Genomic DNA, 25,141 nt, shown 5'->3' on the forward strand with positions numbered 1-25,141 from the left:
CCTTTTCTCATTTATATTGCACCATAATCTGAATCGGCAGTTCAAACGTTTTAGTCCGATAGTAATCGCCACTCACCAGATAAAGATCGTACATAGCCGAATACCCGGTCTCGCTACCTGTTAGCGTCATGTCTAGTGTTTCACCAAAGTTGATATAGGCATTATTAGCACGCGCCTTTATTCTGACTCCCATATAATGGTCGGCATCACATGCTGTATCTGGAGAACACTTGTTATTTACTTTGAACGTCACCTGCGCCTGAGCTTTAAACGCGCTATTACAGCCGGTAAAAAAGATCCCCAGTGGACGGCTATAGCGCTCATCTGTTTTGCTCGGATCGCCATAGCGGATCTGACCAAAATCAATGGACATAGATTGCCCGCCAAGATTACTTTCCCCCCCTAATGAAACATTGCATGAGGGGCTTTGCATACGCGCAGTAAACATCACTTGTACCTCTTTGCTGCTGCCGACGCACTTTGAAACATCAGCACTGATGCAGGCGGCAAAACTGACGGCGCTAAAGCAAAATGAACACAGGCCTAATACTACATGGCGAAAAATTCGATGATGGATCATGGCGTCACCTTCACGCTGGTTGAGGACATCCGGCAGCGCAGACCGGAGATAAGCGGCGTTTTACCGATCATGCTGGCATTGCCATCTAACTGATAGCTCACCTGGCAGCGGCTTTCTGCGCCGCTGCCCCAAATGACGGAGAGCGTACCGCTGTCATCCATGCCGCGCACAAAGGCAATCCCCGCCTGGCCTACGGTGCCGACCGAGCTGCCAGCACTATCCTGCACATCTGCCGCCAGCGGAATAAACCCGCCATCGTCGCGCATCAGTTCCAGCATAAACGCTTTACGGGCGTCGGTTTCGATATCCACACGCACCAGCGCCCCGCTGGTCGGCACCACGACACCGGTGGTATTACTAATCGCCACATCGTTTTCCATCGTGTCAATATTCAAACCGACGGTGTTTTCCCGGTAGGGACTCAGGCTGGTGACGACCATATTGCCAAAACCGTCTATCTGCCCATTGCCCATTGAGGCGGACGCGCCTTTCGCCCCGCTGGCGTGCACCAGCGCCATCGTCGAGTCTGGCGTTAAATAGCCGGAGGCCAGCGTCAGCCCGCCGCTATGCAGCACCACGCCACCGGTTGTACTTAGCGAGTACTGTTGATCGCCGTTAAGCCCCTGCGTCGCCGACAATGAGGTGGTGCTGTACGCGCCGTTGCGCGTCACCCAACTGCCTATCGTGGTGAGGTCTTCGCTGTCTTTGTTGCGGCTGCTCGTGGTGTTCAGGGAGTAGTTATACATATTGTCCCGCGAACTCCCTGTCGCCATCGCGCTGACGCTGTCGTTACCTTTAAAGTCGCTACTGCTGTTGACGCTCATACTGGAGAACGGACGATAGTCCACGCTGGAGCCTGACCCCAACGGAATAGAGAAACCGAGGTTGATGCTATCGTCTTCTTCGCCAAATTCGTCATAGCTGCGCTGGGCGGAAATGCTGTAACTCACGCTCCCCACAGAGTTGCTATAACCTACGGAATACTGCGAGGTATTGCCATCATCGCCCCAATAGCTACGCCATGTCCCGTTCAGATAAAACGAGCCATAACTTTCACCATTGATAGTCACATCCTGATAGACGTTGGCCTGTATCTCGTTGCGCGTACGTGTATAGGCATGATATGCCTCCTGCGTCGTGGTGTTTTTATCGGAAGCATAATTATTCAACGTATTTTTGAGCGATAGCGCATCGTTCATCGACATGTAGTTTTCAGAGGAAAAACGATAGCCGACCACGCTGAAGGTGGTCCCCGTCGCCGTGAAATTTTTACTGTAGTTAAGGCTGTAGCTCTGCCCTTTTAAAGTGCCAACGTCATCGGCGGTGGTTTGTGAGTGCGTCACGTCGAATGAAAACGCCCCAATGCTGGTGTTCATTGCTACGCCGAGCATTCCGGCGGTGTATAAGTTGTCTGCCATTTGCACACCGCCGTAGGCGGTAAACATATTGCTCAGGCCGTAAGAGGCGGTGGCGACTCCCGCCCACAGCGTTTCATCAACCGTGTCTTTATCCACCGTGCCGATACCGATATCCCAATCCACTTCACCAGGACGCAGTAAATGGGCAATAGAGGCATAGGGCATAGAAAATACGCGCGTACTGCCATCAGACTCCTCAACGGTAACATCCAGATCGCTGCCGTTTTGTGCGGCATAGTAGTCGCTGATGGCGAACGGCCCCGGCGGGACGGTGACCTGCGTGACAATACGACCTTCCTGGCGTACCGTCACTTTGGCATTGCTGTTCGCGACGCCGCGAATCACCGGCACATAGCTGTTAGCCGACGGATCCATCTGTGCATCGTTGTAAAGGTGCACACCGTCCAGCGAAACGGAATCCATCATGTTGGCGTTGGTGCGTACTTCCCCCGCTTCCAGTTTTGCGCGCAGCGGCACAATGTCGCGTGCAATAAAAAGATCGTAGCTGCTGTACTCTCCGCCGTTATCGCTATCCCAGTTGTATGCGCCATTTGAGCGTAAACGCCATGCGCCAAGGTTCAAACCCAACATCAACCCGGAGTAAAAGGTGTCCTGCGTGGTATTGTCGCTTTTGGAATGCCAGGCGTTGGCGTTATAGGAGAGCAGCGCCATCGGGATCCCGGAATCCCAACGCGAAGGAGGAATATAGCCGGCAGGATGACTGGCCAGATAGACCTGCGGGATGGTTACATTCAGCTCCTGCGTCAATGGGTCGTAGCGGCTGGAAGACTTCGGCAGGGTGGTGGCCAGATCATAACAGCCATCCTCATCCTCCTGATTTAGCGGCTCGGGATCCACACTGAGCTGTTCCAGCAGCGCATGGGTAAAACACGCCGACGCATAATCCGTATTGTTTTCGTGAAAAGTCAGCGGAGTTTTGAACATTTCCTTGCCATTAAGGAAAACTTTAACGTTGTATGTTCCGGCAAGAACAGGATTACCACGTGAAAAACGCTTCAGGTCAAGCTGGCTGCCCGCATCACCCATTAAAAAGGCGTCACTAAACTCCACCATTTCGGTGCTGGCGCTTTCATCGGGCGTACCTTCATCTGCCTGTGCGGATGTCAGCGAAAAAAAGCCAGTCAGAAACGTCGATAAATAAATAGATCGTGAAAATCGGCGCACCATCATTCCCTTTTAATTAATAATCCTGTTACTCTGCGGGTACTTTTTTATTTAACCGTTTTGACGACTTCCGCATCCGCGCCGTAATCATTCAACGCAACCCATGACACTTTATTAACGGAAGTCGTGGTTAATTGCGGTACGACAAAGCGTTCCTCACTAAAAGGGCTCAGCATTTTCGGTTTGTAGTCATATTTTTTCGCCCCTGCCCACACCGCGCCGCCAATCAGCGAGAGATAATAAGGCGAGTCGTTTTTCAGGACGATCGCCACGTTACCCGCGTCATTGACCAGCGACCACTTAACATTATTTAAACCATCAATAAAGCTGCCCTTCAATGAGGCCGGACGATAAAAGAATTTAATCCGCGAACGTAAAGCCAGATTAAGTTTGCTTTTCCCTTCCGCATTCTTATCTTTAGGTGGAATTTCCAGCACGTTAAACCAAAAAATACTCTCTTTATCCTGCGCTAACGCCTTACCGGTCCAGGTAATACGCACGCTCTGGCCTTTTTGTGGGTCAAGACGCGAGACAGGGGGAGTGACAATAAACGGTAGCTTCATTTTGGCCGGATCGCCGTTTTCATTACCGTCATCCAGCCAGGATTGGACCAATAAAGGCGACTTGCCCTCATTAACCATTTTTACCGTTACTTCTTTCGCCGATTCAGGGTAAATGACCCGCGTTCCCTGAATCACCACGCTGGCCAGTGATGAAGTTGTAGTGAGCGTCATCAAACACGCAATAAATAGCGAACATGAATACCTTTTCATATAAATCCCTTTGACAGAAACAATATTTTTACACTATGTAAATCTGATATATAAACCAACCAAATATATTTTAGATATTTTATTCAACATTAATAATTACGGTAGCATCGGCAGTAACAATGCCCGCACCGGGCGTACCGTAGGCGATATAACCAACGGAATAGGTTGACGCCCAGTTATAGCAACCTTCCTTATCGTCAGATAATCTATAACAACTCCCGGGTGTTACATATTCATAATCTTTTCGGCTACCCGCCTGGAAATTCACGACTGATCCCGGTGGTGTTGATTGATCCTGTACCTGGAAACCAACGTTTACCGCGCCTGATAAGGCGGTATTTTTTAACGCATAGGTTGCAGGGTCGGTCTCTCCGCTCGTCACCCAACGAATATTCGGATGATATTGCTCGGCCTGAGTGCACTCAGAACGTATAGCGAAACTCTTTTGATGCAGCGCGCCTGAAGTCGTCCCCTGAAGTTCCTTCAGGGAAGCCGTCTCTAACACAATAGTGGTGCTGCTCACGCCATCCACCTCGACCCATACTTTACATTGTGTGGATATAGGCGCGACGGAAAACGAAACAACAATTTCAGGCGTCTGTACCGTGTCGTAAAACGGCGCTGCGCCATAGGCACAGAAAGCCATCAGAGACAAAAGGAATGATAAATATTTCATTTTCTTCCCCGATTACTGAAATGTGGCAGTAAACATAATAGAAGCTTGCAGGTCACCGTAGTTCACGTTCACACCGTAAGGCACAACCCCCACCATAAAATTAAAATCAGCCCTTTTTACATCGCCATCCTGGACAAGGGTCTGCGTATTTTCCACCGTGCTAAAATCAATAATCATATTCTGATCGGTATCTTTAAAAACGAATCCAAACTGATTATTTCTATCTTCAGATTTTATTGCGAGGGTGGCGGCATCAACCTCCTGCGATGTACTTATTTTTCCGGTCACTGCTGACGCCTTATACCCGGACGGGCAGGAAACGCGGAAATAATAATCTCCCGCATTCGATACCCACGTAATATCGCCTATGGCTGGCAGAGTACCGACCACGAGCTCGCCGACATAAAGAGCACTGAATGGTCCTCCCGTGTAGAAATAAAGTTCTACCTTACAAGTTGACTCCGTCACCCGACCGGTAAATTCATATTCCAGCGTATCGGCAGCACGCGCTGAATTAACCCACGCCAGCCCAACCAACAGCAGAACAATTAATTTATTCACAGACGCTCCGTCAGGCATAGGTCAGGGTAAAGGTCGCCGCCGCATGTACATCGCCCTTTTCCGGCACACCATAAGGCATATAACCCACTTCAAACTTAAATGAGGCGCTGTTCTCATTGCTAAAAGCTAACGTGAACTGCTGCGTTGCACTGAAATCAACAACAGTATCGGTAATTTTATCTTTAATTTGTAGGCCGACATATTTTGCGCCAGTCGTATCGGTAATCGTATTTTTTAAATGAGCAGAAACATTGGAACCTTCGATCTCCCCGTCAGTGGTAAATTTGCCCGTCACTTCATGCCACCCGGAAGGCGTGGAACAACTGATATTAATGGTAAATTCCTTCGGCGAAACAGGAAAGCTTCGTGCATCAAGTAATGCCTGTGTGGTCACTTCCTCCAACGCTATCGAAGTACCGTCTCCCGGCGTTTGTACGGTACAGGTCGTTTTATAAATACTCCCCTGCACGATAAATATGGCACCGGTATTAGCCAAAGATATTTGCCCGCTTAGCAGGCCGAATATCATCAGGAGCAACAATAACGGTTTTCCTTTACGCATACGCCCTCCCTCCTGGATGAAAAAGCAGGGCTCAACGGCCCTGCCTGACATTATTTTGATATTACTGATACGTTGCGATAAACATGGCGTCAGCCGCCACCAGACCGCCGCTGACGGTGCCGGTTTTCAGGTAGCCAACGTTGTAGTTAAACATCATTGGCGCCGCAGTATCGATCACTTTCGCCTGGCGATCCGCGGTGGTAAACGTCTGGACTGCATTGCTGCTGTCTTTGTTTTGCACCTGGAAACCAACCCCTTGCGCACCCGCAGCAGAAACGTCGGTGTTATCCAGCGCAGAAGTGCTGGCATTAACCGCTGTTCCTTTTGCAGCCGCCAGATAGCCTGTTACAGTGGCATAGCTCGCACCGGTAATTTTGTCTTTGGAACCCTGGGCCGTACAGTCCAGAGAGACTGTGAAGTCTTTTTTCATTACCGAGTCAGTGGTGGCTGCCGAGACGGTCTTAACGTCAGTCGGATCCAGTTGGACTGAAGTTCCTCCCCCTAAAAGCGCTGCCGTACAGATGTTAGTCTGTACTTCACCGGCAAAGTGAATATCCGCAGAGTCCTGATCGCCCGCAAAAGCGCTTCCTGCAAATGCCATAGCAATGGCTGCAATAGTAAATTTTTTCATTTTTTTCCCTTGGTGATAAATATCCAATACCATAATTTATGGTGTCTGCATTCCTACCAGAGGTGATGCGATAAAATTATATCCCAAGTGAAGAGACACTATGTGCCAGAAAACATCATCAGATTTATTTTTAGGAAAACATCAATATGAAATAATTATCAGTTAATAAATAAAATAACACCGCAAAATAATTAAAAATAAACTTCAAACAGATGTATTAATTTTAAAATTATATAATCAACAAGATACTTTATGAATATATGTTATCGGTAATTTATCCGATAATAATAAATGAACCTGTAAATAGTCCTACTATAATATTTCGTCCTGGACAATCATTCGTTATATCGCATCAGAATGCCAGGACGTGTATTTATCCCCTTCTCGCCAGCGTCGCCCCATCGGCAAAATAGGCTTTAATCCCTGCCAGAATCGACTCTGCAACTTCCTGCTGGAAGGTCGCCGTTTTGAGTTTGCGCTCTTCCTCAACGTTACTGATAAACGCTGTTTCTACCAGAATGGACGGGATATCCGGCGCTTTTAGTACCGCAAACCCGGCCTGTTCAACCTGATTCTTATGCAGGTTGTTGATTTTACCAAGCTTATTCAATACCGCTTTACCAAACTTCAGGCTGTCGGCGATGGTCAGCGACTGCACCATGTCAAACATGGTGTGGTCGACGTAACGGTCACCGCTCTTACTGACGCCACCGATGAGATCCGAGGCGTTCTGGGTCTGCGCCAGATATTTCGCTGCGGTACTGGTCGCGCCTTTGGTCGAGAGCGCAAACACCGAAGAACCGCTGGGTTGTCGACTGGTAAAGGCATCAGCGTGAATAGAAACAAACAGGTCTGCACGCTGCTTCTGCGCTTTCGCCACGCGGACTTTAAGCGGAATGAAAATATCTTCATTTCGCGTCATAAAGACCTTCATGTTGCCCTCTTTCTCTATGAGAGCTCGCAGACGGCGGGCAATCTGCAGTACTACATCTTTTTCACGCGTCTTGTATTTCCCCACCGCACCGGAGTCTTCTCCGCCGTGGCCCGGATCCAGCATAATAACAATGGGGCGATCGCGTCCCGCTTTGCCCGGCTGTGGGCCACTCTGCGCAGGCGGTACCTGTTTATCCAGATCGCCCCTGTTGTAATCTTCCAGCAATGCCAGCAGCGGATCCTGAACATCCTGGGCATTTGCGGGATAGAGATCCATCACCAGACGTTCTTTAAAGCCCGCCACCGGCGCCAGGGCAAAAAGTTGCGGCTTCACATTCTGTTTCAGCTCGAACACCATCCGCACGGTCTTTGGATCAAACTGGCCAACGCGCGCCGACTTAATATACGGATCGTCAGGACGAATCTGCGCTCCCATGCCCTTGAGCACCGAATTCAAATTAACGTCTTCAATATCCACAACCACACGCTCAGGATTACTCAGGGCAAACTGTTTGTATTTCAGCAGACGGTTAGATTCTACCGTGACGCGGGTATAGCTGGACGCAGGCCAGATACGTACGGCAACGACCTGACTCGCGGCAGCCAGACCAACCTGGCTGACGCTTAAAAGCCACATAGCACCCGCACCTTTCAGTAAACGGCGGCGACTGATTGCTGAGTTGGATCCCGACATGCTTCTCCCGAGCAAAAGAAATCTTTTTAGAGGTAATACGTAAAACGTCCGAATTGACCGGAAACTTTAGCGAATGACGCATAATCTGTCATCTATAAAAGGGTAAACATTCTTTTTATATTCACGGCATTACTGATAAAAATCTTCAGCATGGGTAAAAATTACGCTTGCGCACAGAACCAAAACAGAATAAAAATACACAAATTACGAATAATCATGCAATGAGGGTGTGCCGTGGTGAAGGAGCGTAGAACCGAACTGGTACAGGGATTCCGCCATTCTGTTCCCTATATCAATACCCATCGGGGAAAAACGTTTGTCATTATGCTGGGCGGTGAAGCCATCGAGCATGAAAACTTTTCCAGTATCGTCAATGACATTGGTCTTCTTCATAGCCTCGGCATCCGCCTGGTCGTGGTCTATGGCGCTCGACCGCAGATTGATGCCAATCTTGCGGCGCATCATCATGAGCCGGTGTACCACAAAAACACGCGCGTCACCGATGCGAAAACGCTGGAGCTGGTCAAACAGGCTGCGGGGCTACTTCAGCTTGATATTACCGCCCGCCTGTCGATGAGCCTGAATAATACGCCATTGCAGGGTGCACACATCAATGTGGTCAGCGGTAATTTTATTATCTCCCAGCCGCTGGGCGTTGATGACGGCGTAGATTACTGCCATAGCGGGCGTATTCGTCGCATCGATGAAGATGCCATTCACCGCCAGTTAGATAGCGGCGCGATTGTGTTGATGGGCCCGGTCGCCGTTTCCGTCACTGGTGAGAGCTTTAATCTGACGTCAGAAGAGGTCGCCACGCAGCTGGCTATCAAACTGAAGGCAGAGAAAATGATCGGTTTTTGCTCGTCTCAGGGTGTCACCAACGATGATGGCGATATTATTTCCGAGTTGTTTCCTAACGAAGCTCAGGCTCGCGTTGAGTTGCAGGAAGAGAAAGGCGATTACAGCTCCGGTACGGTGCGTTTCCTGCGCGGAGCAGTGAAAGCCTGTCGCAGTGGCGTACGCCGCTGCCATCTGATCAGCTATCAGGAAGATGGCGCCTTGTTGCAAGAACTGTTCTCCCGCGACGGCATCGGTACGCAGATCGTGATGGAAAGCGCCGAGCAGATCCGTCGCGCTACCATCAACGATATCGGCGGGATTCTGGAGCTTATCCGCCCGCTGGAACAGCAAGGTATTCTGGTCCGCCGCTCGCGCGAGCAGTTGGAAATGGAGATCGACAAATTCACGATTATTCAGCGTGATAACCTGACTATCGCCTGTGCCGCTCTGTACCCTTTCCCGGAAGAGAGAATTGGCGAAATGGCGTGCGTAGCGGTACATCCGGACTACCGTAGCTCGTCGCGCGGGGAAGTGTTGCTGGAACGGATCGCCGCGCAGGCCCGGCAGATGGGGCTGAGCAAGCTGTTCGTGCTGACCACGCGCAGCATCCACTGGTTTCAGGAGCGAGGCTTCACGCCGGTAGATATCGACCTGCTGCCGGAAAGCAAAAAAGAGATGTACAACTATCAGCGGCGGTCAAAAGTGCTGATGGCGGATTTGGCATAGGAGTGGTTGCCGGATGCGGCATAAAGTTCGCTGGCACATCTTTGGTATGCAGATCGTAGGCCTGATCAGACGCGATAGCGTCGCCATCAGGCACACAGCCGGATGGCGCTGACGCTTGTCCGGCCTACATCATGCCATCATTAAACAACGCCGACAATCCGCTGCGGCGTTCGGTTCGGGTGGCAATGGCACCACTCAATATCCGCTCATCGGCATACAGCGACAAACGACGGCGCGCGCGGGTAACGGCGGTATAGACCAGTTCGCGAGTCACCACAGGTGAATGCTGGTTGGGTAAAATCAACGCCGCGTGGTCAAACTCAGATCCCTGCGATTTATGCACCGTCATTGCCCAGGTGGTTTCATGTTCAGGCAAGCGGCTGGGCTGAACCGATTTGATAGAACCGTCCGGCAGCGCAAACCACACCCTCAGACCCTGCCCACGATCCAGGGCAATGCCAATATCACCGTTAAATAATCCCAGCGAACTGTCATTGCGCGCAATCATCACTGGCCTTCCCTCATACCAGCGGCTATGCGTCGAACGGTGAATTTTGCGTTTTTGCGCCATCACCTGCTCAATGCGTTCATTCAAACCACCCACGCCAAACGGACCTTCCCGCAGGGCACACAATAGCTGATACTCATTGAAGGCCTGAATGACAGCATCCGGCTCGGCGCGCTCGCGCAGTAAATCCAGATAGTGACCATAACCCGCCAGCGCTTCCTCCAGCATCGCAGCGTAATCTTCGCTGCTGTGCAGAGCGCGTTTTTCGATGTCGCCAAATCCCTGCTGGAAGACCGTTTTTATCGCGGCTTTGTCACCACGATTAATCGCCGCAGCCAACTGACCGATTCCGGAATCGCTACCGAAACGGTAGCTCTTTTGCAGCAGGCACAAACTGTCGCGCAGAGCAGCCGCCTGAGTTCCCGAACCAGCCGGAATAGTGGTTTCAGTCAGGCGACTAAGCTGGCGGGCACGCTCTGGGGTAAAACCATCACCGACGAAAGCACAGATATCCCCCAGTACCGCCCCCGCTTCAACAGAAGCGAGCTGGTCGCGATCGCCCAGAAAAATCACCCGCCCGTGTGGCGGTAGCGCATCGATAAGGCGCGACATCATCGGCAAATCGATCATCGAGGCTTCATCCACTACCAGCACGTCAAGATGCAGCGGGTTTCCTGCATGATGCCGCAAGCGTTGGCTACCAGGCTGAGCGCCTAATAATCGATGCAGCGTACTGGCATCATCGGGAATGCGCTTCTTTTGCTCATCGGTCAGCGGCAGTTCACGCAACGCCGCGCCCAGCGAGGCGGTCAGACGTGCTGCTGCTTTTCCCGTGGGCGCCGCCAGGCGAATACGACAGCGTTCACCGTCCGCCATCTGAATCAACGCCGCCAGAAGCCTCGCCACCGTTGTTGTTTTTCCGGTCCCCGGTCCGCCGGAGATCACCGATATACGCCGGGTGAGCGCGACAGCAGCGGCCACTTTTTGCCAGTTAACGCCTTCAACGGGCGGAAACAGCGCTGCCAGCGTGTGGGTCAGCCGTTGTTCATCCACCTCAATGGCGTAGTTAACTTCACCGAAAAAGCGCGCCACCGCGCGTTCGTTATGCCACATCCGGTTCAGATACAAACGATCGCCGTACAGCACCAGCGGTGTGGGCTGCTCACCACGGCTTACCGCCCCGGAGGCCAGCAGGCATTCCGCCCAGTCTTCGGGCTCTCCCGCTTCAGCGAGCCAGGCGCTTAACAGAGGATGGGCGTCCTCACTTCGGGATAGACGCGAAAGCGGTAAGCAGACGTGCCCTTCTCCTGCTTCACGGCTGAGCAACGCCGCTGCCAGCGCAACGGCAGGGTTATCATTTCCGGCAACCGCCAGCGCGAACTGGGCATCCAGAGGGCGGAGCTGCTTTTGCTCAACGGCTTCCAGTAATCGTTTCTGGATTGTCATGACATCTCCTCCAGCGGCACACCGGCAAACAACTCGTCCATCAAAGCGATCAACTCTCCGTCAGGTCGGGTCGCATAAATTCCCTGCTGCGGATTTTCACGGTCAACGCCACGCAGGAAGAGATAGATAACTCCGCCAAAATGGCGTTCATAATCGTAATCAGCAATGCGATGGCGCAAGTAGCGATGCAGCGCCAGGGTATAAAGTTGATACTGCAGGTCGTAGCGATGCGCCTGCATGGCAGAGGTCATCGCCTGCTGCGTATAGGCGGAGCTGTCTTCACCCAGCCAGTTCGATTTGTAATCGAGCAGGTAATAGCGCCCCTGATGGCGGAATACCAGGTCAATAAAGCCTTTTAGCATGCCGCGCACCTGCATAAAGTCCAACGCAGGGCACCCCGCCGAGAGCGGATCGTACTGGCGAATCAACGCATCAAGTTGGTTGGCCATCAGCGGCTGCGAAATCGGCAGATAAAACTCCATCTCCACCTGTTTTTCTCGCGCGGAAAGCTGGCTCAAACTCACACCCGTCTCGTTGAGAGGCGCCTGCAAAATGGCGTCCAGCCATTCGGTCAAAACCGGCGTCCAGTGCGTGTCATAACCGCCCAACGCCAGTTGCTCCTCGACCCAATGCGGATCCACCGGTTGCGTAAAATCGAGATTTTCAAACAGGCTATGCAAGAACGTACCCGGCGAAGCGCCGCGCGGGAACTGATGCGGTGTGAGTCCTGATTCTTCAATAACCTCACCGACGCCTGCGGCATCGATATCCAGTCGAGGGATCAGATCCTGCGCAATACCATGTCCACGCTGTTGCAGACCGGAATAACTGGTCACGCGCCAGCTATCGCCGGGCGTACGCTGCAGTATTTTTGCACTCAGTTCACTGCTAACAGACTGCGCAACCTGCCAGGGTTCGCCGTCAGGCTGCGCGGGAATCTGGCAGGCAATATCGTCGCAGCACAGCGCTTCAATCGCGCCACGCAGACCCGCGGCATCCATCGGCTCGCCTTTTTGCAACAGGCGACCAAGGGCGCTCTGATGCACATCGGTATCCCCTTTTTTATCGCCCCGACGTCGTACCAACGGCGCAACGCCAAGGCTGCAGTGCCATACCGAACGGGTTAGCGCGACATACAGCAAACGCAGGTCTTCCGCCAGACGTTCCGCTTCTGCCAGCTCAACGCTCTCCTCGGCATCGCTGAGATCCAGCACCGCTTCAAAGGAGCTGCGATCGTGGTAGAAAGCCTGATCCTGGACGCGGAAATTGGTGATAAATGGCAGCCAGACCAGCGGATATTCCAGCCCTTTCGATTTATGGATGGTGACGATTTTAACCAAATGCTTGTCGCTTTCGAGCCTGAGCTGCTGACTGGACGCATTGCTGTCGGGTTCAAGAATATGCTGGGACAACCAGCGCACCAGCGCATGCTCGCTTTCCAGCTGCGAGCCCGCTTCCTGCAACAGTTCGCTGATATGTAAAATGTCGGTCAGTCGACGTTCACCCCCCGCCGTCGCCAGCAGGTTCTCCGCAATCTGGCGGGCAGCCATCAGCGCGCGCAGCATCGGCATCACGCCACGTTTATGCCAGATCTGACGATAACCATCGAACTCCTCGACCACCGCATCCCAGGCATTTTCGTCATTATTTAACGCTTCAAGATCCTGCGCATTCAGCCCCATCATTGAGGTCGCCAGCGCGCTACGCAGCGTGTTCTCACGCTCCGGCGTCATCACCGCCTGCAGCACCCACAGCAACTCCTGCGCTTCCAGCGTTTCAAATACGCTGTCACGGTTAGAGAGGTAGACGGAGGGAATGGCCAGTTGCGTCAGCGCATCGCGGACCAGCGCCGCCTCCTGGCGGCTACGTACCAGTACGCTGATGTCCGACGCGCGTACTGGGCTGGAGGCGTTGCCACTGACCAGTTGCGCAGCGCCAGAATGCCCAGCCTTAAGCCAGTCACGAATTTGCATGGCGCACACCTGCGCCATGTAATTCTGATAGTCGCCTACGCCACAGCTTTCCCCTTCCATCAGCCACATACTCATGGCTGGCTGCGTTTCACCGTGTAAAACAAACTGAAGCGACTGGTTTTTTTCTGCGAATTTTACCGGACTGAAGGGGATTTCGCGGAACATAAAGGCGTCGTCCATCTGGCTGAAAAGCGTATTCACGCTATTGACCATGCCAGGGGCCGAACGCCAGTTAGTATCGAGCGTATAGTGTGCGCTGACTTCGCTGCGCGCCTTCATATAGGTGAAGATATCCGCGCCGCGAAACGCGTAAATCGCCTGTTTTGGATCGCCAATCAGCAGGAGTGCGGTATCCAGCTGATGCTGCCAGATCCGACGAAAAATACGGTACTGCTGCGGATCGGTATCCTGGAATTCATCGATCATGGCAACCGGAAAACGGGTGCGAATAGCCGTCGCCAGCGCATCGCCGCTTTCACTGCGCAACGCTGCATCCAGACGGCTGAGCATATCGTCAAAACCCAGCTCGCCGCGGCGGCGTTTCTCCTCGGCAACCGCCGCGCGGATCTCCGCCAGCGCCCGGGTGATCACCAGATCGCGCAGGGTTAACGGTTCGCTAAGCAGTTCATCAATAGCGACGAAAAGCGGGTGCTGAGGAGTTATCCCGCCCGGTTTGGTTCGCTCTTCTAAAAAGCGCTGGGAGAATTTCTCCAACGCATCAGGCAACTGATAGCTTTGGGTTTCTTCCTGCGCCCATGCGCTGATCTTTTCGATCCACTTACCCTGGTTAGCGCGATTAAATTTACGCCGGTCGATCCCGGAAGCTTCCAGCAGACCATCCAGCTCATCAACAGAATCACGCCATTGCTGCTTGATCTGGTTAATGCATGCAAGAATTTGTTCATGCCGGGAGGCCAGCGTTTCGTCATCGGGCGGAGGAGCCTTGATAACCGGTGCTTCCCCTTGCAGATAGCGATCGATATCTCTCAGCAGCGCCTGCGGCCCTTTCCACGTTTCAAAAACCACCTGCGCAATGTCGCGGGGCAGCGGGTAGCAGTGCCGACGCCAGAAGTCCGCGCAGGCCTGATAGCGCAGCAGCGATTCATCTTCTATCAGCTGCTGTTCGAACAGCATGCCAGACTCAAAGGCGTTAAGGCTGAGCATACGCTGACAAAAACCGTGGATGGTAAACACCGCCGCTTCATCCATCTGTCTTTCAGCCAATAACAGCCTCTGAGCGGCCTGTTTTTTATCGACAATTTCATCTAACAAACGGGCATATAGCGGGTTGTCGGTGGTTTCACGCAGGCAGGCAATTCGCAGTTCATGAATGTTGCTACGAATTCGACCGCGCAACTCTTCGGTAGCCGCCTCAGTGAAGGTGACTACCAGCAGTTCTTCGACGGTCAGAGGACGAGGAAAGGCGGCAGAGCCGCCCAGTCCAAGCAGTAAACGTAAATACAGGGCGGCGATGGTAAAGGTTTTACCGGTGCCCGCAGAGGCTTCAATCAGACGCTCGCCCGTCAGGGGCAAACGCAGTGGATCAAGGGACTCAGCGGCATCATTCATTCTTATCACTCATCAGGGGTAAGGTTTGCTGCAACGCGCTGACGGTCTGCCACACTTTCCAGCCTTCCGGGTGCACATATTCTGCTTGCCCGTTCTGACTGCCGGAAACCTGTGACAATATCGCCATGCCTTGCGGCTCAACCACCGCCTGATGGAAGAAGTCGGCAAGTTTTTGCGGCGTCAGCAGTTTAATCTGAGCCACTATTTTATCACGTGAATCGAAGCGCATATTGCCGCGATCAAAATCTTTGCTTAACTGTGAGGCTTCTGCCCCCAGCGTTTGCGGCGCCTGCAGCATTTGCGCAATAATCGCCTGCTGAATTTGCGCGAACTCTTCAGGTTTCATCGCCCGCAGCTTCGCTTCCGCCGTCGGGAAGAACGCTTTATAACGCTCCCAGAGGTAAGACGGCTGCTTATCACTGCTTTGCAGCAGGAACCCCATTCCCCACTGACGGCCAACGCTCATCGGGAAAGCAAATACGGCGTAACCTAACTGTTCTTCAGTACGCAGTTGATTGTAGAACCACGGCTGAACAATCTGCCCCAACATGGCGCTGTAGGCTGAACTGGCGTATTCATCGTATCCGGTTGGCACAAATACCGCCGCCAATGCTGAATCCGTGCTGCTGCCTGCTTTTTCAAAGATGACGGACTGCTTCTTGTCCACCACCACATCTTTGTTGCGACACCACTGTGACCCGTTCGCACCAAGCTGTTTTTGGATATCCCGCGCCATGCTCGTTGTCTGAGCTTCGCTCATATTGCCAATGACCAGGAATTCAGGTCGCGCCCCGGTTTTTAAGGCGTCGCGGTAGGTCATCACCTCTTTCAGGGTGATGGAAGGCAGCAGCTGACGGCGCTCATCACGTGAAAAATAAGGCACCTGAGAAAGCATCTGCACCGGCATAATAGCCTGATCGTAGGCTTTACCCTTTTCTGCGGAATCCATCATCTGGGCATACCAGGATTTCGCCTGTTCCAGTTGTTCATCCGTTGAGGTATAGCTGAAATAGCCGCTCAGCAGCGCCTGAAAAAGCTGCGGCAAACGTTGGGTGTAGCCGTTGGCGTTAAGCATCAACCCATTGTTAGCGTTGGTAGAGAAACCAATTCCACCTACCGATGCCTGGTTACTTAACTGATCGAGCGCAATCCCCGCCAGGTAATCGTTAAGTGCGAATAAGACCTGGTTGCGGGCGCTGTCCATGGCTTTCGGGTTACGCAGGATCACGCTGACGTCAGCCTTCGGCTCGCTGGCAAAATACTGGCTCGGGGCATACACCACGCGTAAATCCGGCTCATCAACAATCAGCTCCGGATGAGCGTATTTTTTATCCGTCTTAATCAGCGTGAAATCATCCGGAATGTAGGGGTTCACCTCCGGTAACGACAGCGCAATGCCCTGTGCTTTTTGCTGCCAGTCGGCAAAGGTTTTGTCGCTGATTTTATCCACCTGGTAAGGCGCATCGACAAAATAAGCGGTTTTATTATGCGGCTCTTTCGCGCTGATATACCAGATACGTGCATTCTGCGGCGTCATCATTGCCAGACGTTGCTCAACAGCTTTCGCATCGTACTGGTCAGCAATATTCACCGCATCCAGCGTATGCTCGACGGGAACTCGGATCATGGTATCAGCCAGCCATTCCACGTAGTCCATATCACGGGTGATGGAGGGATAACGGAAATCGAGATCCAGCACATGCGCCAGCTCGTCAAAATAGCGTTTATCGACGCCTTTCTCGCGTAACAAATTGAGGTAGCTAAAGATTGCCGCGACAACTTCATCGCGATTCGCCAGCCCCTTGTCGGTTAACGTCGCGGAAATGGCTAACACGCCGCTGTTCCCGTTGACCACCGGATCGGAGTCTGCGCGAATACCTTCAACCAGACCCTGCTTTTGCAGCCAGTCAGACAATGTGCCCGGACTACGATTGCCAATCAGGTAGGTCACCAGCTCATCGGTTTTACTGCGGAACTGCGCGCTGTTGTTATCGATACGAAACTCGACGCGCAATACTTTACGCGGCATTGCCGGAACATAGTGGATGATGATGCCCTTTTGCGCATCAGTGACGACCGGTACGGTAATTTCAGGCTTTTCGATATTTCTGTTCGGCACGCGCCCAAAGGTGTCAGCCGCTATCCGCGCCAGCTCTGGCAGCGGTTTATTGCTATAAATCACCGCCTTCATCAGGTTCGCGGAGTAGTACTTTTCATGAAATTTTTGTAACGCCTGTACCACCGGGTTGCCCGGTTTGTCGCTTAATGTCTCTAGATTCCCGCCAGAGAAACGCGAGCCAGGGTGCGCCGGGTTGATAGTCTCAGCGCTCACCTGCGCCATACGCATCCCGTCTCGGGTACGCGCCAGCGTCAGCTCGGAGTTAACCGCGTTACGCTCACGGTCGGCATATTTTTTATCCAACAATGGATCGGCAATAGCATCCGCCAGGCGATCCACCGCCCCCACCAACGCGTCGTTTTCGACTTCAAGATAGAAGGCCGTACGATAAGGCGCAGTGCTGGCATTGTGGCTACCGCCGTGCATTTTCAGAAATTCAGCCAGGCTGTCCGGCTGCGGGTATTTTTTCGAGCCCATCAGGCACATGTGTTCGAGATAGTGTGCCAGCCCCTGATGATCGTCCGGATCTTCCAGCGAGCCCACGGGGACTACCAGTGCAGAAAGGGATTTCACGGCCTGAGGATCGGATACCAGCAGCACAACCATGCCGTTATCAAGGCGCACGGCCTGATACTGACGGGTATCTTTATCGCTTTTACGGATGGTTTCAGCTAAAGGCTGCCAACCGGTATCTGCCTGACTTACGGGAACCCAAAGGGCGACGAACAACAGTAATGCGCTGAACCAGGTGCTGCGGGGCATTCACAAACCTCATCATTAACGTATTCACCTGTTCACTACAAACCACGCATAAATACATGGTCTGAACAGGGCAAGACTATGTGCTGAACGAGCCAGCATCTTCTCTTTGTAAGAATCAGTCCGTGACAGAATGCGCATCATAGTGGAAGCTATCGAGTTGCGCAATTTTTATACAGCCATCATGACTGATTGAAGCGAAAAATCGGTAACAGGTAGCGTTGAGACTGTAAAACAATAGTCTCCAGCGTATCAGCATCCAGTTGACGCCAAAGACGCTGATACCAGATATCATCACCTTCGCCACGTACTATCATGTTGCCTTCATAGGCTTGCAGAAACTTACTGCGCGCTTTTTGCAACGTTGCATCGTCATCTAACATGGCATCATTTGCGGCGTCATAACAGGTTTTTATCCATGCACCGCCGCTTTCGGGCAATACCAGCAATGGTGACGACATGCCTTTCCGATACCCCTCAATGAGTTGCGACAGATACAGCAACGCCTGTTCTGCATCCAGCGGCGGAAAACGCCATTCCCCGTCTTTACGCAGGAATAATCGGCTCTCTCCCGTACCGCCACTCGCACAATAGACAAGATGTTCCAGCCAAAGTTGCACACCCTGCGCAATGCTGATCAAAGATGGGCGCCAGCGCAACAAACCGTCCTCTTGTACCTGCGGCAACCAACCGGTGATTTGTACGCCGTTACAGTTAAGATCGATTTCCATGCTCTGACAGGGCTGACGACAGGCGATAATACGCTCAGCCAGCGACTGCATCTCCTGACGCTGCGTATCCCACAGAATTTCGCCAAACGGCCCATAGGGTAGCGTGCCCGCCGCACGAAAACGACGAAACAGTCGTTCAGCGTCGTTCTCTTCAACCAGTGTATTAAGCAATTGCTGATTAAGCTGATAGCGGGTTAATCCTTCAAGGGTGAAAGGCTCCGTGTCCGGGATCTCACTCTCTTCAGAGCGGAAGTTGACCCTCAGACGCATCTGGAAAAAGGCGCGTACCGGATGTGCCCAAAATCGCTGCAGTGTTTCCAGCGTCAGTGTTTCAGGCATCTCAAAGGGAAGAGGCTGCACAAAATCCGTGTGCGCTTTTCCTGACAGGCTCGCCGCAGGTAGCCATTCCCGGGCATAGCTTTGCTGTTCGCCTGGTAGATAGTTTTGCGCATCAAAGGGCATCCGGGTATGCAAACGGGTAATGTGCGCTTTTACCCTTGTCTCGCTTTGATCGCAGGTCAACAATTCGTCACCCGGCAGATAATGGCTTTGCCCAATGTAGTCCATCAGTTCTTGCACCAGCACCGACGGAAAGCGCTCGCTGTTATCCTGGATCGAGCGGCCAATGTAGCTGATGTAGAGCGTCTGCTGTGCTGAAATCAATGCTTCGAGGAACAGATAGCGGTCATCATCACGACGGCTGCGATCGCCCCGCATCGGTTTTTGACTCATTAAATCAAAGCCCAGCGGCGCAAGCTGGCGTGGATAAACGCCATCGTTCATACCCAGCAGGCACACCACTTTGAACGGAATGGAGCGCATCGGCATCAGCGTACAAATGTTAACGGGACCCGCCAGGAAGCGCTGGCTGATGCGTTCCTGATCAAGGCGCTGGGCCAGCTCATCACGTAACAGAGAGAGCGGTATAGCATCGCCGTACTCGGCCCCTAAACCTTCAGTGATAATAGCCTGCCACTGCTGTTCAATCAGCGTCATCGCCGCTTCGGTATCCGCGTCCGGCAGGAAGAAATCATTAAGCATTTCCCGACAAACAGGTAGCCACTCTTCCAGCGGTCGTTCCTGCGCTAATCCTCTACGCCACAGATTAAGCTGCATCAGCAACGAGGCCAGATGTCCTACCAGCTCGGCAATCAAACCGCTGGACTCATCGTAAGGCAATACCGATTGCCACTCGCCCTGCGCGCTTTCCATCGCGTAGCCGAGCAGCATACGCGTTAAACCAAATTGCCAGGTATGCTGACCTGTAGGCGGAAGTTCCAGTTCACGCACGTTATCGTCGTCAATTCCCCAACGAATCCCGGATTCATTGACCCATAAGCGAAGATAGCGCAACCCTTCTTCATCAATGTTGAAACGCGCCGCCAGCACGGGGACATCCAGTAACGCCAGGACATCCTCTGAGACAAAACGGCTATCCGGTAGAGACAGCAGACTAATAAAAGCCTGTAAGACGGGATGGGACTGGCGTGCCCGACGGTCGGAAATCGCATAAGGTAAGTAACGCTCGGCTGGTGCACTGCCAAAGACCGACTGAATGAATGGGCTGTAGCTGTCGATGTCCGCCACCATCACGATAATATCGCGCGGCGTCAGCGTTGGGTCCGCTTCCAGCATGGCCAACAGCCGGTCATGCAGAATTTCCACCTCGCGCTGTGGGCTATGGCAGACATGGAAAGTCACGCTGGTATCGTTCAGATCAAGCCGGCGTTTATTGTCACTACGGGAATATTCTTCCAGCGTGACGCCCGCCACGGCATGGCTTTCGAGTTCCAGAATATCCGATTGAATATTATGCAAAAGGTTGTCAGGCGTAATGTCGACAAACGCATCCAGTTCCTGACTATTTTCCAGCTCCGAAAGCAAATAAATGTAATCACGCCCCAGCTTGCCCCACGAGGCCAGCATCGGGTTGCCCACATCCTGTTCCCCATCGCTGTTAAATAATCCTTCGGCTTTCTGGTTATCACGAAACAGCGGCAGGTGCCGTTCTTCAAAGCTGTGCCGACGCTGACGCGCCATCAGCTTCGCCAGCCAGGCAGGATCTTTAATATCTCCCCAGTAGTAGCGACAAGGGTTGGTAAACAGCAGATGAATATCGATGTGCTTACCCAGCGCTTGCAATGCCTGCAAATAAACCGGCGGCAGCGCCGAAATGCCGCAAATAAAGACGCGAGAAGGCAGTCCCTGCGGGCACTCGGACGCGTTTTCCAACGTCTGAATAAATCGTTGGTATAAATTGGCACGATGCCAACGCGGCTGGCCCAACTCCGCGGTGTATTCCACCAGCGCTTTCCACAACGGTGCCTGCCAGGCCTGAGACTCGCCGAGTCCCTCAACCAGTCGCCCCGCTTCCCACTGGGTCAACCAGTCAGGGCGGTAGACTAAATACTGGTCGAAAAGGTCAGCCGCGCGCGAGGAAAGCTGAAAAAGCTTACGTTTATCGGTGTCGTCCGTCAGATAGTGGCGCAGCAATGCAAAGTCATCGCCATCCAGTAATTGCGGCAACAGCGTCATCAACTTCCAGCTCATGCTCTGTTTGCTGAACGCGCTCTCTTTCGGGATATCCGGCAGCACGCGCACAAACATATCCCAGATAAAACTCGCGGGCAGCGGAAAATCGATATTGGCGGCAATACTAAACTTCTGTGCAAGAGTCATTTGTAACCACTGCGCCATACCGGTACTTTGAACCAGGATCATCTCAGGTTCAAAGGGGTCGTCAAGCCGCTCGCGCTCAACGATAAACTCCATTAACGCTTCCAGCACATCCAGACGGTTGGAGTGGTAGACCCTTAACATAGCGACTCCTGACTACTGACGATTCGGGCAATGCAGACGCGTCATCTGACCCTGCCTGCCGAGGGGTGAAGAAATTATGACGTTGATGCTGACACATCCCGCTCTCGTTGTCTGCATTCGGTTAACCTGCCAGTTCACAGGCGATGAAAACTGGTACAGCTGGCTTTGCTGCCAGGCGTGACGCCAGAGTTGTTGATACTGGTTTCTGATAATAAAGCTGTTCATTAGCACCCGCTGGTATCCTGACAACGCGGTCACAATCATGATCATCAGTACCATTGCCAGCATCACTTCCGGCAGACTAAAGCCACGCTGACTGTTCAGGGGATCTGGCATAACGTCTGCTCCTTAAGCGGACAAAAATCGCTCCAGCCATGCGACGAGAATTCTATGTTGCCATCAATAACCGCCCCCTGACGCCATAAAAATACTCCTTCATAGTGGGCGATTAGCAGCACGAAATTATTGGTAAGCAGGCGCAGGCAAACCGCGGCATTCTGCGTGGGATCGCGCCGACACTGTACGGCGGGTTGTAAGCTCCAGGGTTGTATACGCCCCCATTCCATCGCGGATTGCACTACCGCCTGACGCTGCAGCGCCTGACTTTGTGTGACCACACGCGCAGCAAAACTAGCCTCCTGTCTGCTAACGCCTTGCAGCAGCAGACTACCGAGCGCCAGCAGCAACAGGACCATTGCCAGAGAGGATACGCCTCGCTCACGGTTCACAGGTTGAATCCCGTAACGCTGTAGACCGCTTCAACAACTTTTTGTGGTTCGTCATTGCTCACTCCACGCAAACGCAGCGTAAGAAGCGGTGAATATCCGCTAAAATTCAGCCGTTCAACCTGGAATGCCTGAATCTGGATGGTAGTCTGATCGGTCATTTTCTCCCATCCTTTTCCAGTGCAGCCGGTGGCTCCACGCAGGGTTTCCAATACCTTATCCTGTAAACGAAACCCGATAGCATCAGCCTCTTTCGCGGAACTGCTCTCCCAAACGCCGTTGCCGTTGGCATCCCAGCGTGCAATGACACAGTCCCCCTTAGCCGATATCACCAGTCCCTCTCCGACACAGTTTCCCCGGCAATATCCCGCCCGTTGAAGATGCTTCGCCACGGTGTAGGCCCGCTGCCATATTTCATCTTCCAGCGCTAACTGGCGCGTGTTACGCAGAATCTCTCGCTGTAGCGCCGGTAAAAATCGTGCTGAACTAAGTAATAAAATACTGCTAATCGCCATGGCAATGAGCACCTCCAGCAGTGAAAATCCCCGTTCGTTTACTGACATAATTTGGCCTCATCGCGCTCACAAAGCCTGATTCGCCCCCAGCCAGACACCACCACGCGCCATTCCCCTGCCGCATTTTTCAGGCGTATATGTCCGGCCCATGCCGTATTGCGCAGTCCAAAAAAAGCCAGTGAAGGCGTGATATCAGCCATTTCGACATCAGCCCAGAGTGGCGCAAATATCAACGGTGAAACAGGCTGACATGAAGCTTGTGATGTCGCTGAGCTTGCCAGACACCATGTCCCCCCTTCGCGGAGCACGTTGATGACGTGATCACGATTGCGCCAGTTAGCATCTTCACGCAGTTGCAGCAGGTAGTCCCGCACCTGGCAGGCGGTCTGCCACAGCTGCTGTTGCTGCTGCCAGCGCTGCCAACCATACAGCCCAGATGCACCAAGCACCGCGACGATCAGCATCGCAATCAGGGTTTCGAGAAGCGTGTAACCTTGTTGTTTTTTCATGTCGCCAGTATGGCGTGAGGAAAATGAATAACGAGCGGGAAATTCGGTTTCTACGGCGAGCTACGGGAAATATTTGTCGCGTTGCAGACCGTTGCACTATTTCAGGAATGTTCGCCGAGGAACGTGATTTTAGACAAAAAAAACCGACGCTCACGGGCGTCGGTTGTGTCAGCATGAAGCTGGTTAGATAGCCACCGGCGCTTTAATACCCGGGTGCGGATCGTAGCCTTCAATTTCGAAGTCTTCGAAGCGATAGTCAAAGATAGATTCAGGCTTACGTTTGATAACCAGTTTCGGCAACGCGCGAGGTTCACGGCTAAGCTGCAGATGCGTTTGATCCATATGATTGCTGTACAGGTGCGTGTCGCCACCGGTCCAGACAAAATCACCCACTTCCAGATCACACTGCTGCGCCATCATGTGTACCAGCAAAGCGTAGCTGGCAATGTTAAACGGCAGGCCGAGGAACACATCGCACGAACGCTGATACAGCTGACAGGAGAGCTTGCCATCCGCGACGTAAAACTGGAAGAACGCATGGCACGGTGCCAGCGCCATTTTATCCAGCTCGCCGACGTTCCATGCAGAAACGATAATGCGGCGAGAGTCCGGGTCATTTTTAAGCTGGTTTAACACGGTGGTGATCTGGTCAATATGGCGACCATCTGGCGTAGGCCACGCGCGCCACTGTTTACCATAAACCGGGCCTAAATTACCGTTTTCATCCGCCCATTCGTCCCAGATTGAGACGTTGTTTTCATGCAGGTAGGCAACGTTAGTGTCGCCCTGCAAAAACCACAGCAGCTCATGAATGATCGAGCGTAAATGGCAGCGTTTCGTCGTAACCAGCGGGAACCCTTCCTGCAGATTAAAACGCATCTGATGACCAAAAATGGAAAGCGTTCCGGTTCCGGTACGGTCGTTTTTCTGTGTGCCTTCATCCAGCACTTTTTGCATCAGTTCTAAATACTGTTTCATGGTTCCTCAGGAAACGTGTTGCTGTGGGCTGCGGCGGTACGCCCAAACCATCATAATAATGCCTGCGACAATCATCGGGATAGAGAGGATCTGCCCCATGCTGATGTACTGTACCCAGGTGCCAGTAAACTGCGCATCCGGCTGGCGGAAGAATTCAACGATAATACGAAACGCACCATAACCAATCAGGAACAGACCGGATACCGAGCCCATTGGACGCGGCTTACGAATGTACAGGTTGAGAATGATAAACAGCACAACACCCTCGAGCGCCATCTCATAAAGCTGTGAGGCGTGGCGCGGCAGCGAGCCGTAGGTATCAAAAATAGACTGCCATTGCGGGTTAGATTGCAGCAGTAAAATATCTTCGGTACGGGAGCCCGGGAACAGCATGGCGTACTTGAAGTTCGGGTCAACGCGTCCCCACAGCTCACCATTGATAAAGTTACCCAGACGCCCAGCACCCAGACCAAACGGAATCAGCGGGGCAATGAAATCAGAAACCTGGAAGAACGAACGTTTGGTGCGTTTGGCGAAGATAATCATCACCAGGATCACACCGATAAGCCCACCGTGGAAGGACATACCGCCGTCCCAGACGCGGAACAGATACAGGGGATTATCGAGGAATAACTCGAAGTTATAGAACAGTACGTAACCAATACGCCCACCGAGGAAAACCCCGAGGAAGCCCGCATACAGTAAGTTTTCTACTTCATTTTTGGTCCAGCCACTGCCCGGGCGATTCGCGCGGCGCGTCGCCAGCCACATCGCAAAAATAAACCCCACCAAATACATTAAGCCGTACCAGTGAAGCGCGACGGGTCCGATTGAGAAAATGACCGGATCGAAATCCGGAAAATGCAGATAGCTACTGGTCATCTGTCACCACAAGTTCTTGTTATTTCGC

19 protein-coding genes are annotated in these 25,141 nt (G+C 52.6%); 1 reads left to right on the top strand and 18 read right to left on the bottom strand.

Annotated elements, in window-relative coordinates:
- Positions 1-7 precede the first annotated feature (7 nt).
- The 8 genes from E6P06_RS22830 to amiC all read right to left on the bottom strand — a co-directional run bounded on the left by E6P06_RS22830 (position 8) and on the right by amiC (position 8,013).
- Entirely contained in the window at positions 8-580 is a 573-nt protein-coding gene (locus tag E6P06_RS22830; RefSeq protein WP_139935755.1) for a hypothetical protein, read from the bottom strand.
- Complete coding sequence (locus tag E6P06_RS22835; protein ID WP_139935756.1) at positions 577-3,189, bottom strand: outer membrane usher protein; 2,613 nt, start codon at positions 3,187-3,189, stop codon at positions 577-579. The genes E6P06_RS22830 and E6P06_RS22835 overlap by 4 nt, the downstream gene beginning before the upstream one ends.
- Before the next feature lie 41 nt (positions 3,190-3,230).
- Positions 3,231-3,917, bottom strand: coding sequence for a fimbria/pilus periplasmic chaperone (locus E6P06_RS22840; protein WP_139935757.1), 687 nt, complete (start codon positions 3,915-3,917; stop codon positions 3,231-3,233).
- 118 nt (positions 3,918-4,035) lie between these two features.
- Positions 4,036-4,632, bottom strand: a complete 597-nt coding sequence (locus E6P06_RS22845) for a fimbrial protein (RefSeq protein WP_139935758.1) — start codon at positions 4,630-4,632, stop codon at positions 4,036-4,038.
- Between the two features lie 12 nt (positions 4,633-4,644).
- On the bottom strand, positions 4,645-5,193 hold the full coding sequence (locus tag E6P06_RS22850) for a fimbrial protein (RefSeq protein ID WP_139935759.1): 549 nt from the start codon (positions 5,191-5,193) through the stop codon (positions 4,645-4,647).
- A 10-nt stretch (positions 5,194-5,203) separates the two neighbouring features.
- Positions 5,204-5,755, bottom strand: a complete 552-nt coding sequence (locus E6P06_RS22855; protein WP_139935760.1) for a fimbrial protein — start codon at positions 5,753-5,755, stop codon at positions 5,204-5,206.
- A gap of 61 nt (positions 5,756-5,816) precedes the next feature.
- The gene (locus tag E6P06_RS22860; RefSeq protein WP_233622580.1) at positions 5,817-6,386 is read right to left on the bottom strand and encodes a fimbrial protein; all 570 of its coding nucleotides are present in this window, start codon (positions 6,384-6,386) and stop codon (positions 5,817-5,819) included.
- 373 nt (positions 6,387-6,759) lie between these two features.
- Positions 6,760-8,013 carry an N-acetylmuramoyl-L-alanine amidase AmiC gene (gene amiC / locus E6P06_RS22865; RefSeq protein ID WP_003840937.1) on the bottom strand — a complete coding sequence of 418 codons (1,254 nt, stop codon included), beginning with the start codon at positions 8,011-8,013 and terminating at the stop codon, positions 6,760-6,762.
- Positions 8,014-8,247: 234 nt separating this feature from the next.
- On the opposite strand from amiC, the gene argA reads away from it, so the two are divergent.
- The gene (gene argA / locus E6P06_RS22870; protein ID WP_003034012.1) at positions 8,248-9,579 is read left to right on the top strand and encodes an amino-acid N-acetyltransferase; all 1,332 of its coding nucleotides are present in this window, start codon (positions 8,248-8,250) and stop codon (positions 9,577-9,579) included.
- A 124-nt stretch (positions 9,580-9,703) separates the two neighbouring features.
- Here argA and recD read toward each other — a convergent pair whose 3' ends face one another.
- The 10 genes from recD to lgt form a co-directional block, all read right to left on the bottom strand.
- Complete coding sequence (recD, locus tag E6P06_RS22875; protein WP_086529887.1) at positions 9,704-11,533, bottom strand: exodeoxyribonuclease V subunit alpha; 1,830 nt, start codon at positions 11,531-11,533, stop codon at positions 9,704-9,706.
- The gene (recB, locus tag E6P06_RS22880) at positions 11,530-15,075 is read right to left on the bottom strand and encodes an exodeoxyribonuclease V subunit beta (RefSeq protein ID WP_139935762.1); all 3,546 of its coding nucleotides are present in this window, start codon (positions 15,073-15,075) and stop codon (positions 11,530-11,532) included. The genes recD and recB overlap by 4 nt, the downstream gene beginning before the upstream one ends.
- The gene (gene ptrA, locus E6P06_RS22885; protein ID WP_003034003.1) at positions 15,068-17,956 is read right to left on the bottom strand and encodes a pitrilysin; all 2,889 of its coding nucleotides are present in this window, start codon (positions 17,954-17,956) and stop codon (positions 15,068-15,070) included. Before ptrA ends, recB begins: the two co-directional genes overlap by 8 nt.
- Before the next feature lie 179 nt (positions 17,957-18,135).
- On the bottom strand, positions 18,136-21,504 hold the full coding sequence (gene recC, locus E6P06_RS22890; protein ID WP_139935763.1) for an exodeoxyribonuclease V subunit gamma: 3,369 nt from the start codon (positions 21,502-21,504) through the stop codon (positions 18,136-18,138).
- Between the two features lie 12 nt (positions 21,505-21,516).
- Positions 21,517-21,840: a prepilin-type N-terminal cleavage/methylation domain-containing protein gene (locus E6P06_RS22895; protein WP_003846470.1), complete on the bottom strand. Its 324-nt coding sequence runs from the start codon at positions 21,838-21,840 to the stop codon at positions 21,517-21,519.
- A complete protein-coding gene (locus E6P06_RS22900; protein WP_060854994.1) occupies positions 21,825-22,232 on the bottom strand; it encodes a DUF2509 family protein in 408 nt (135 codons plus the stop codon). The genes E6P06_RS22895 and E6P06_RS22900 overlap by 16 nt, the downstream gene beginning before the upstream one ends.
- Positions 22,229-22,792, bottom strand: a complete 564-nt coding sequence (locus E6P06_RS22905) for a prepilin peptidase-dependent protein (RefSeq protein ID WP_003846466.1) — start codon at positions 22,790-22,792, stop codon at positions 22,229-22,231. The genes E6P06_RS22900 and E6P06_RS22905 overlap by 4 nt, the downstream gene beginning before the upstream one ends.
- Positions 22,783-23,253 carry a prepilin peptidase-dependent protein gene (locus tag E6P06_RS22910; RefSeq protein WP_060854993.1) on the bottom strand — a complete coding sequence of 157 codons (471 nt, stop codon included), beginning with the start codon at positions 23,251-23,253 and terminating at the stop codon, positions 22,783-22,785. The genes E6P06_RS22905 and E6P06_RS22910 overlap by 10 nt, the downstream gene beginning before the upstream one ends.
- Before the next feature lie 183 nt (positions 23,254-23,436).
- Positions 23,437-24,231 (bottom strand): thymidylate synthase, encoded by a 795-nt coding sequence (gene thyA, locus E6P06_RS22915; protein ID WP_003033990.1) that lies wholly within the window; start codon positions 24,229-24,231, stop codon positions 23,437-23,439.
- A gap of 6 nt (positions 24,232-24,237) precedes the next feature.
- Positions 24,238-25,113 (bottom strand): prolipoprotein diacylglyceryl transferase, encoded by an 876-nt coding sequence (lgt, locus tag E6P06_RS22920; protein WP_003033987.1) that lies wholly within the window; start codon positions 25,111-25,113, stop codon positions 24,238-24,240.
- Between the last annotated feature and the right edge of the window lie 28 nt (positions 25,114-25,141).

The organism is Citrobacter sp. CF971, from assembly GCF_006385635.1.
Lineage (GTDB): Bacteria > Pseudomonadota > Gammaproteobacteria > Enterobacterales > Enterobacteriaceae > Citrobacter > Citrobacter freundii.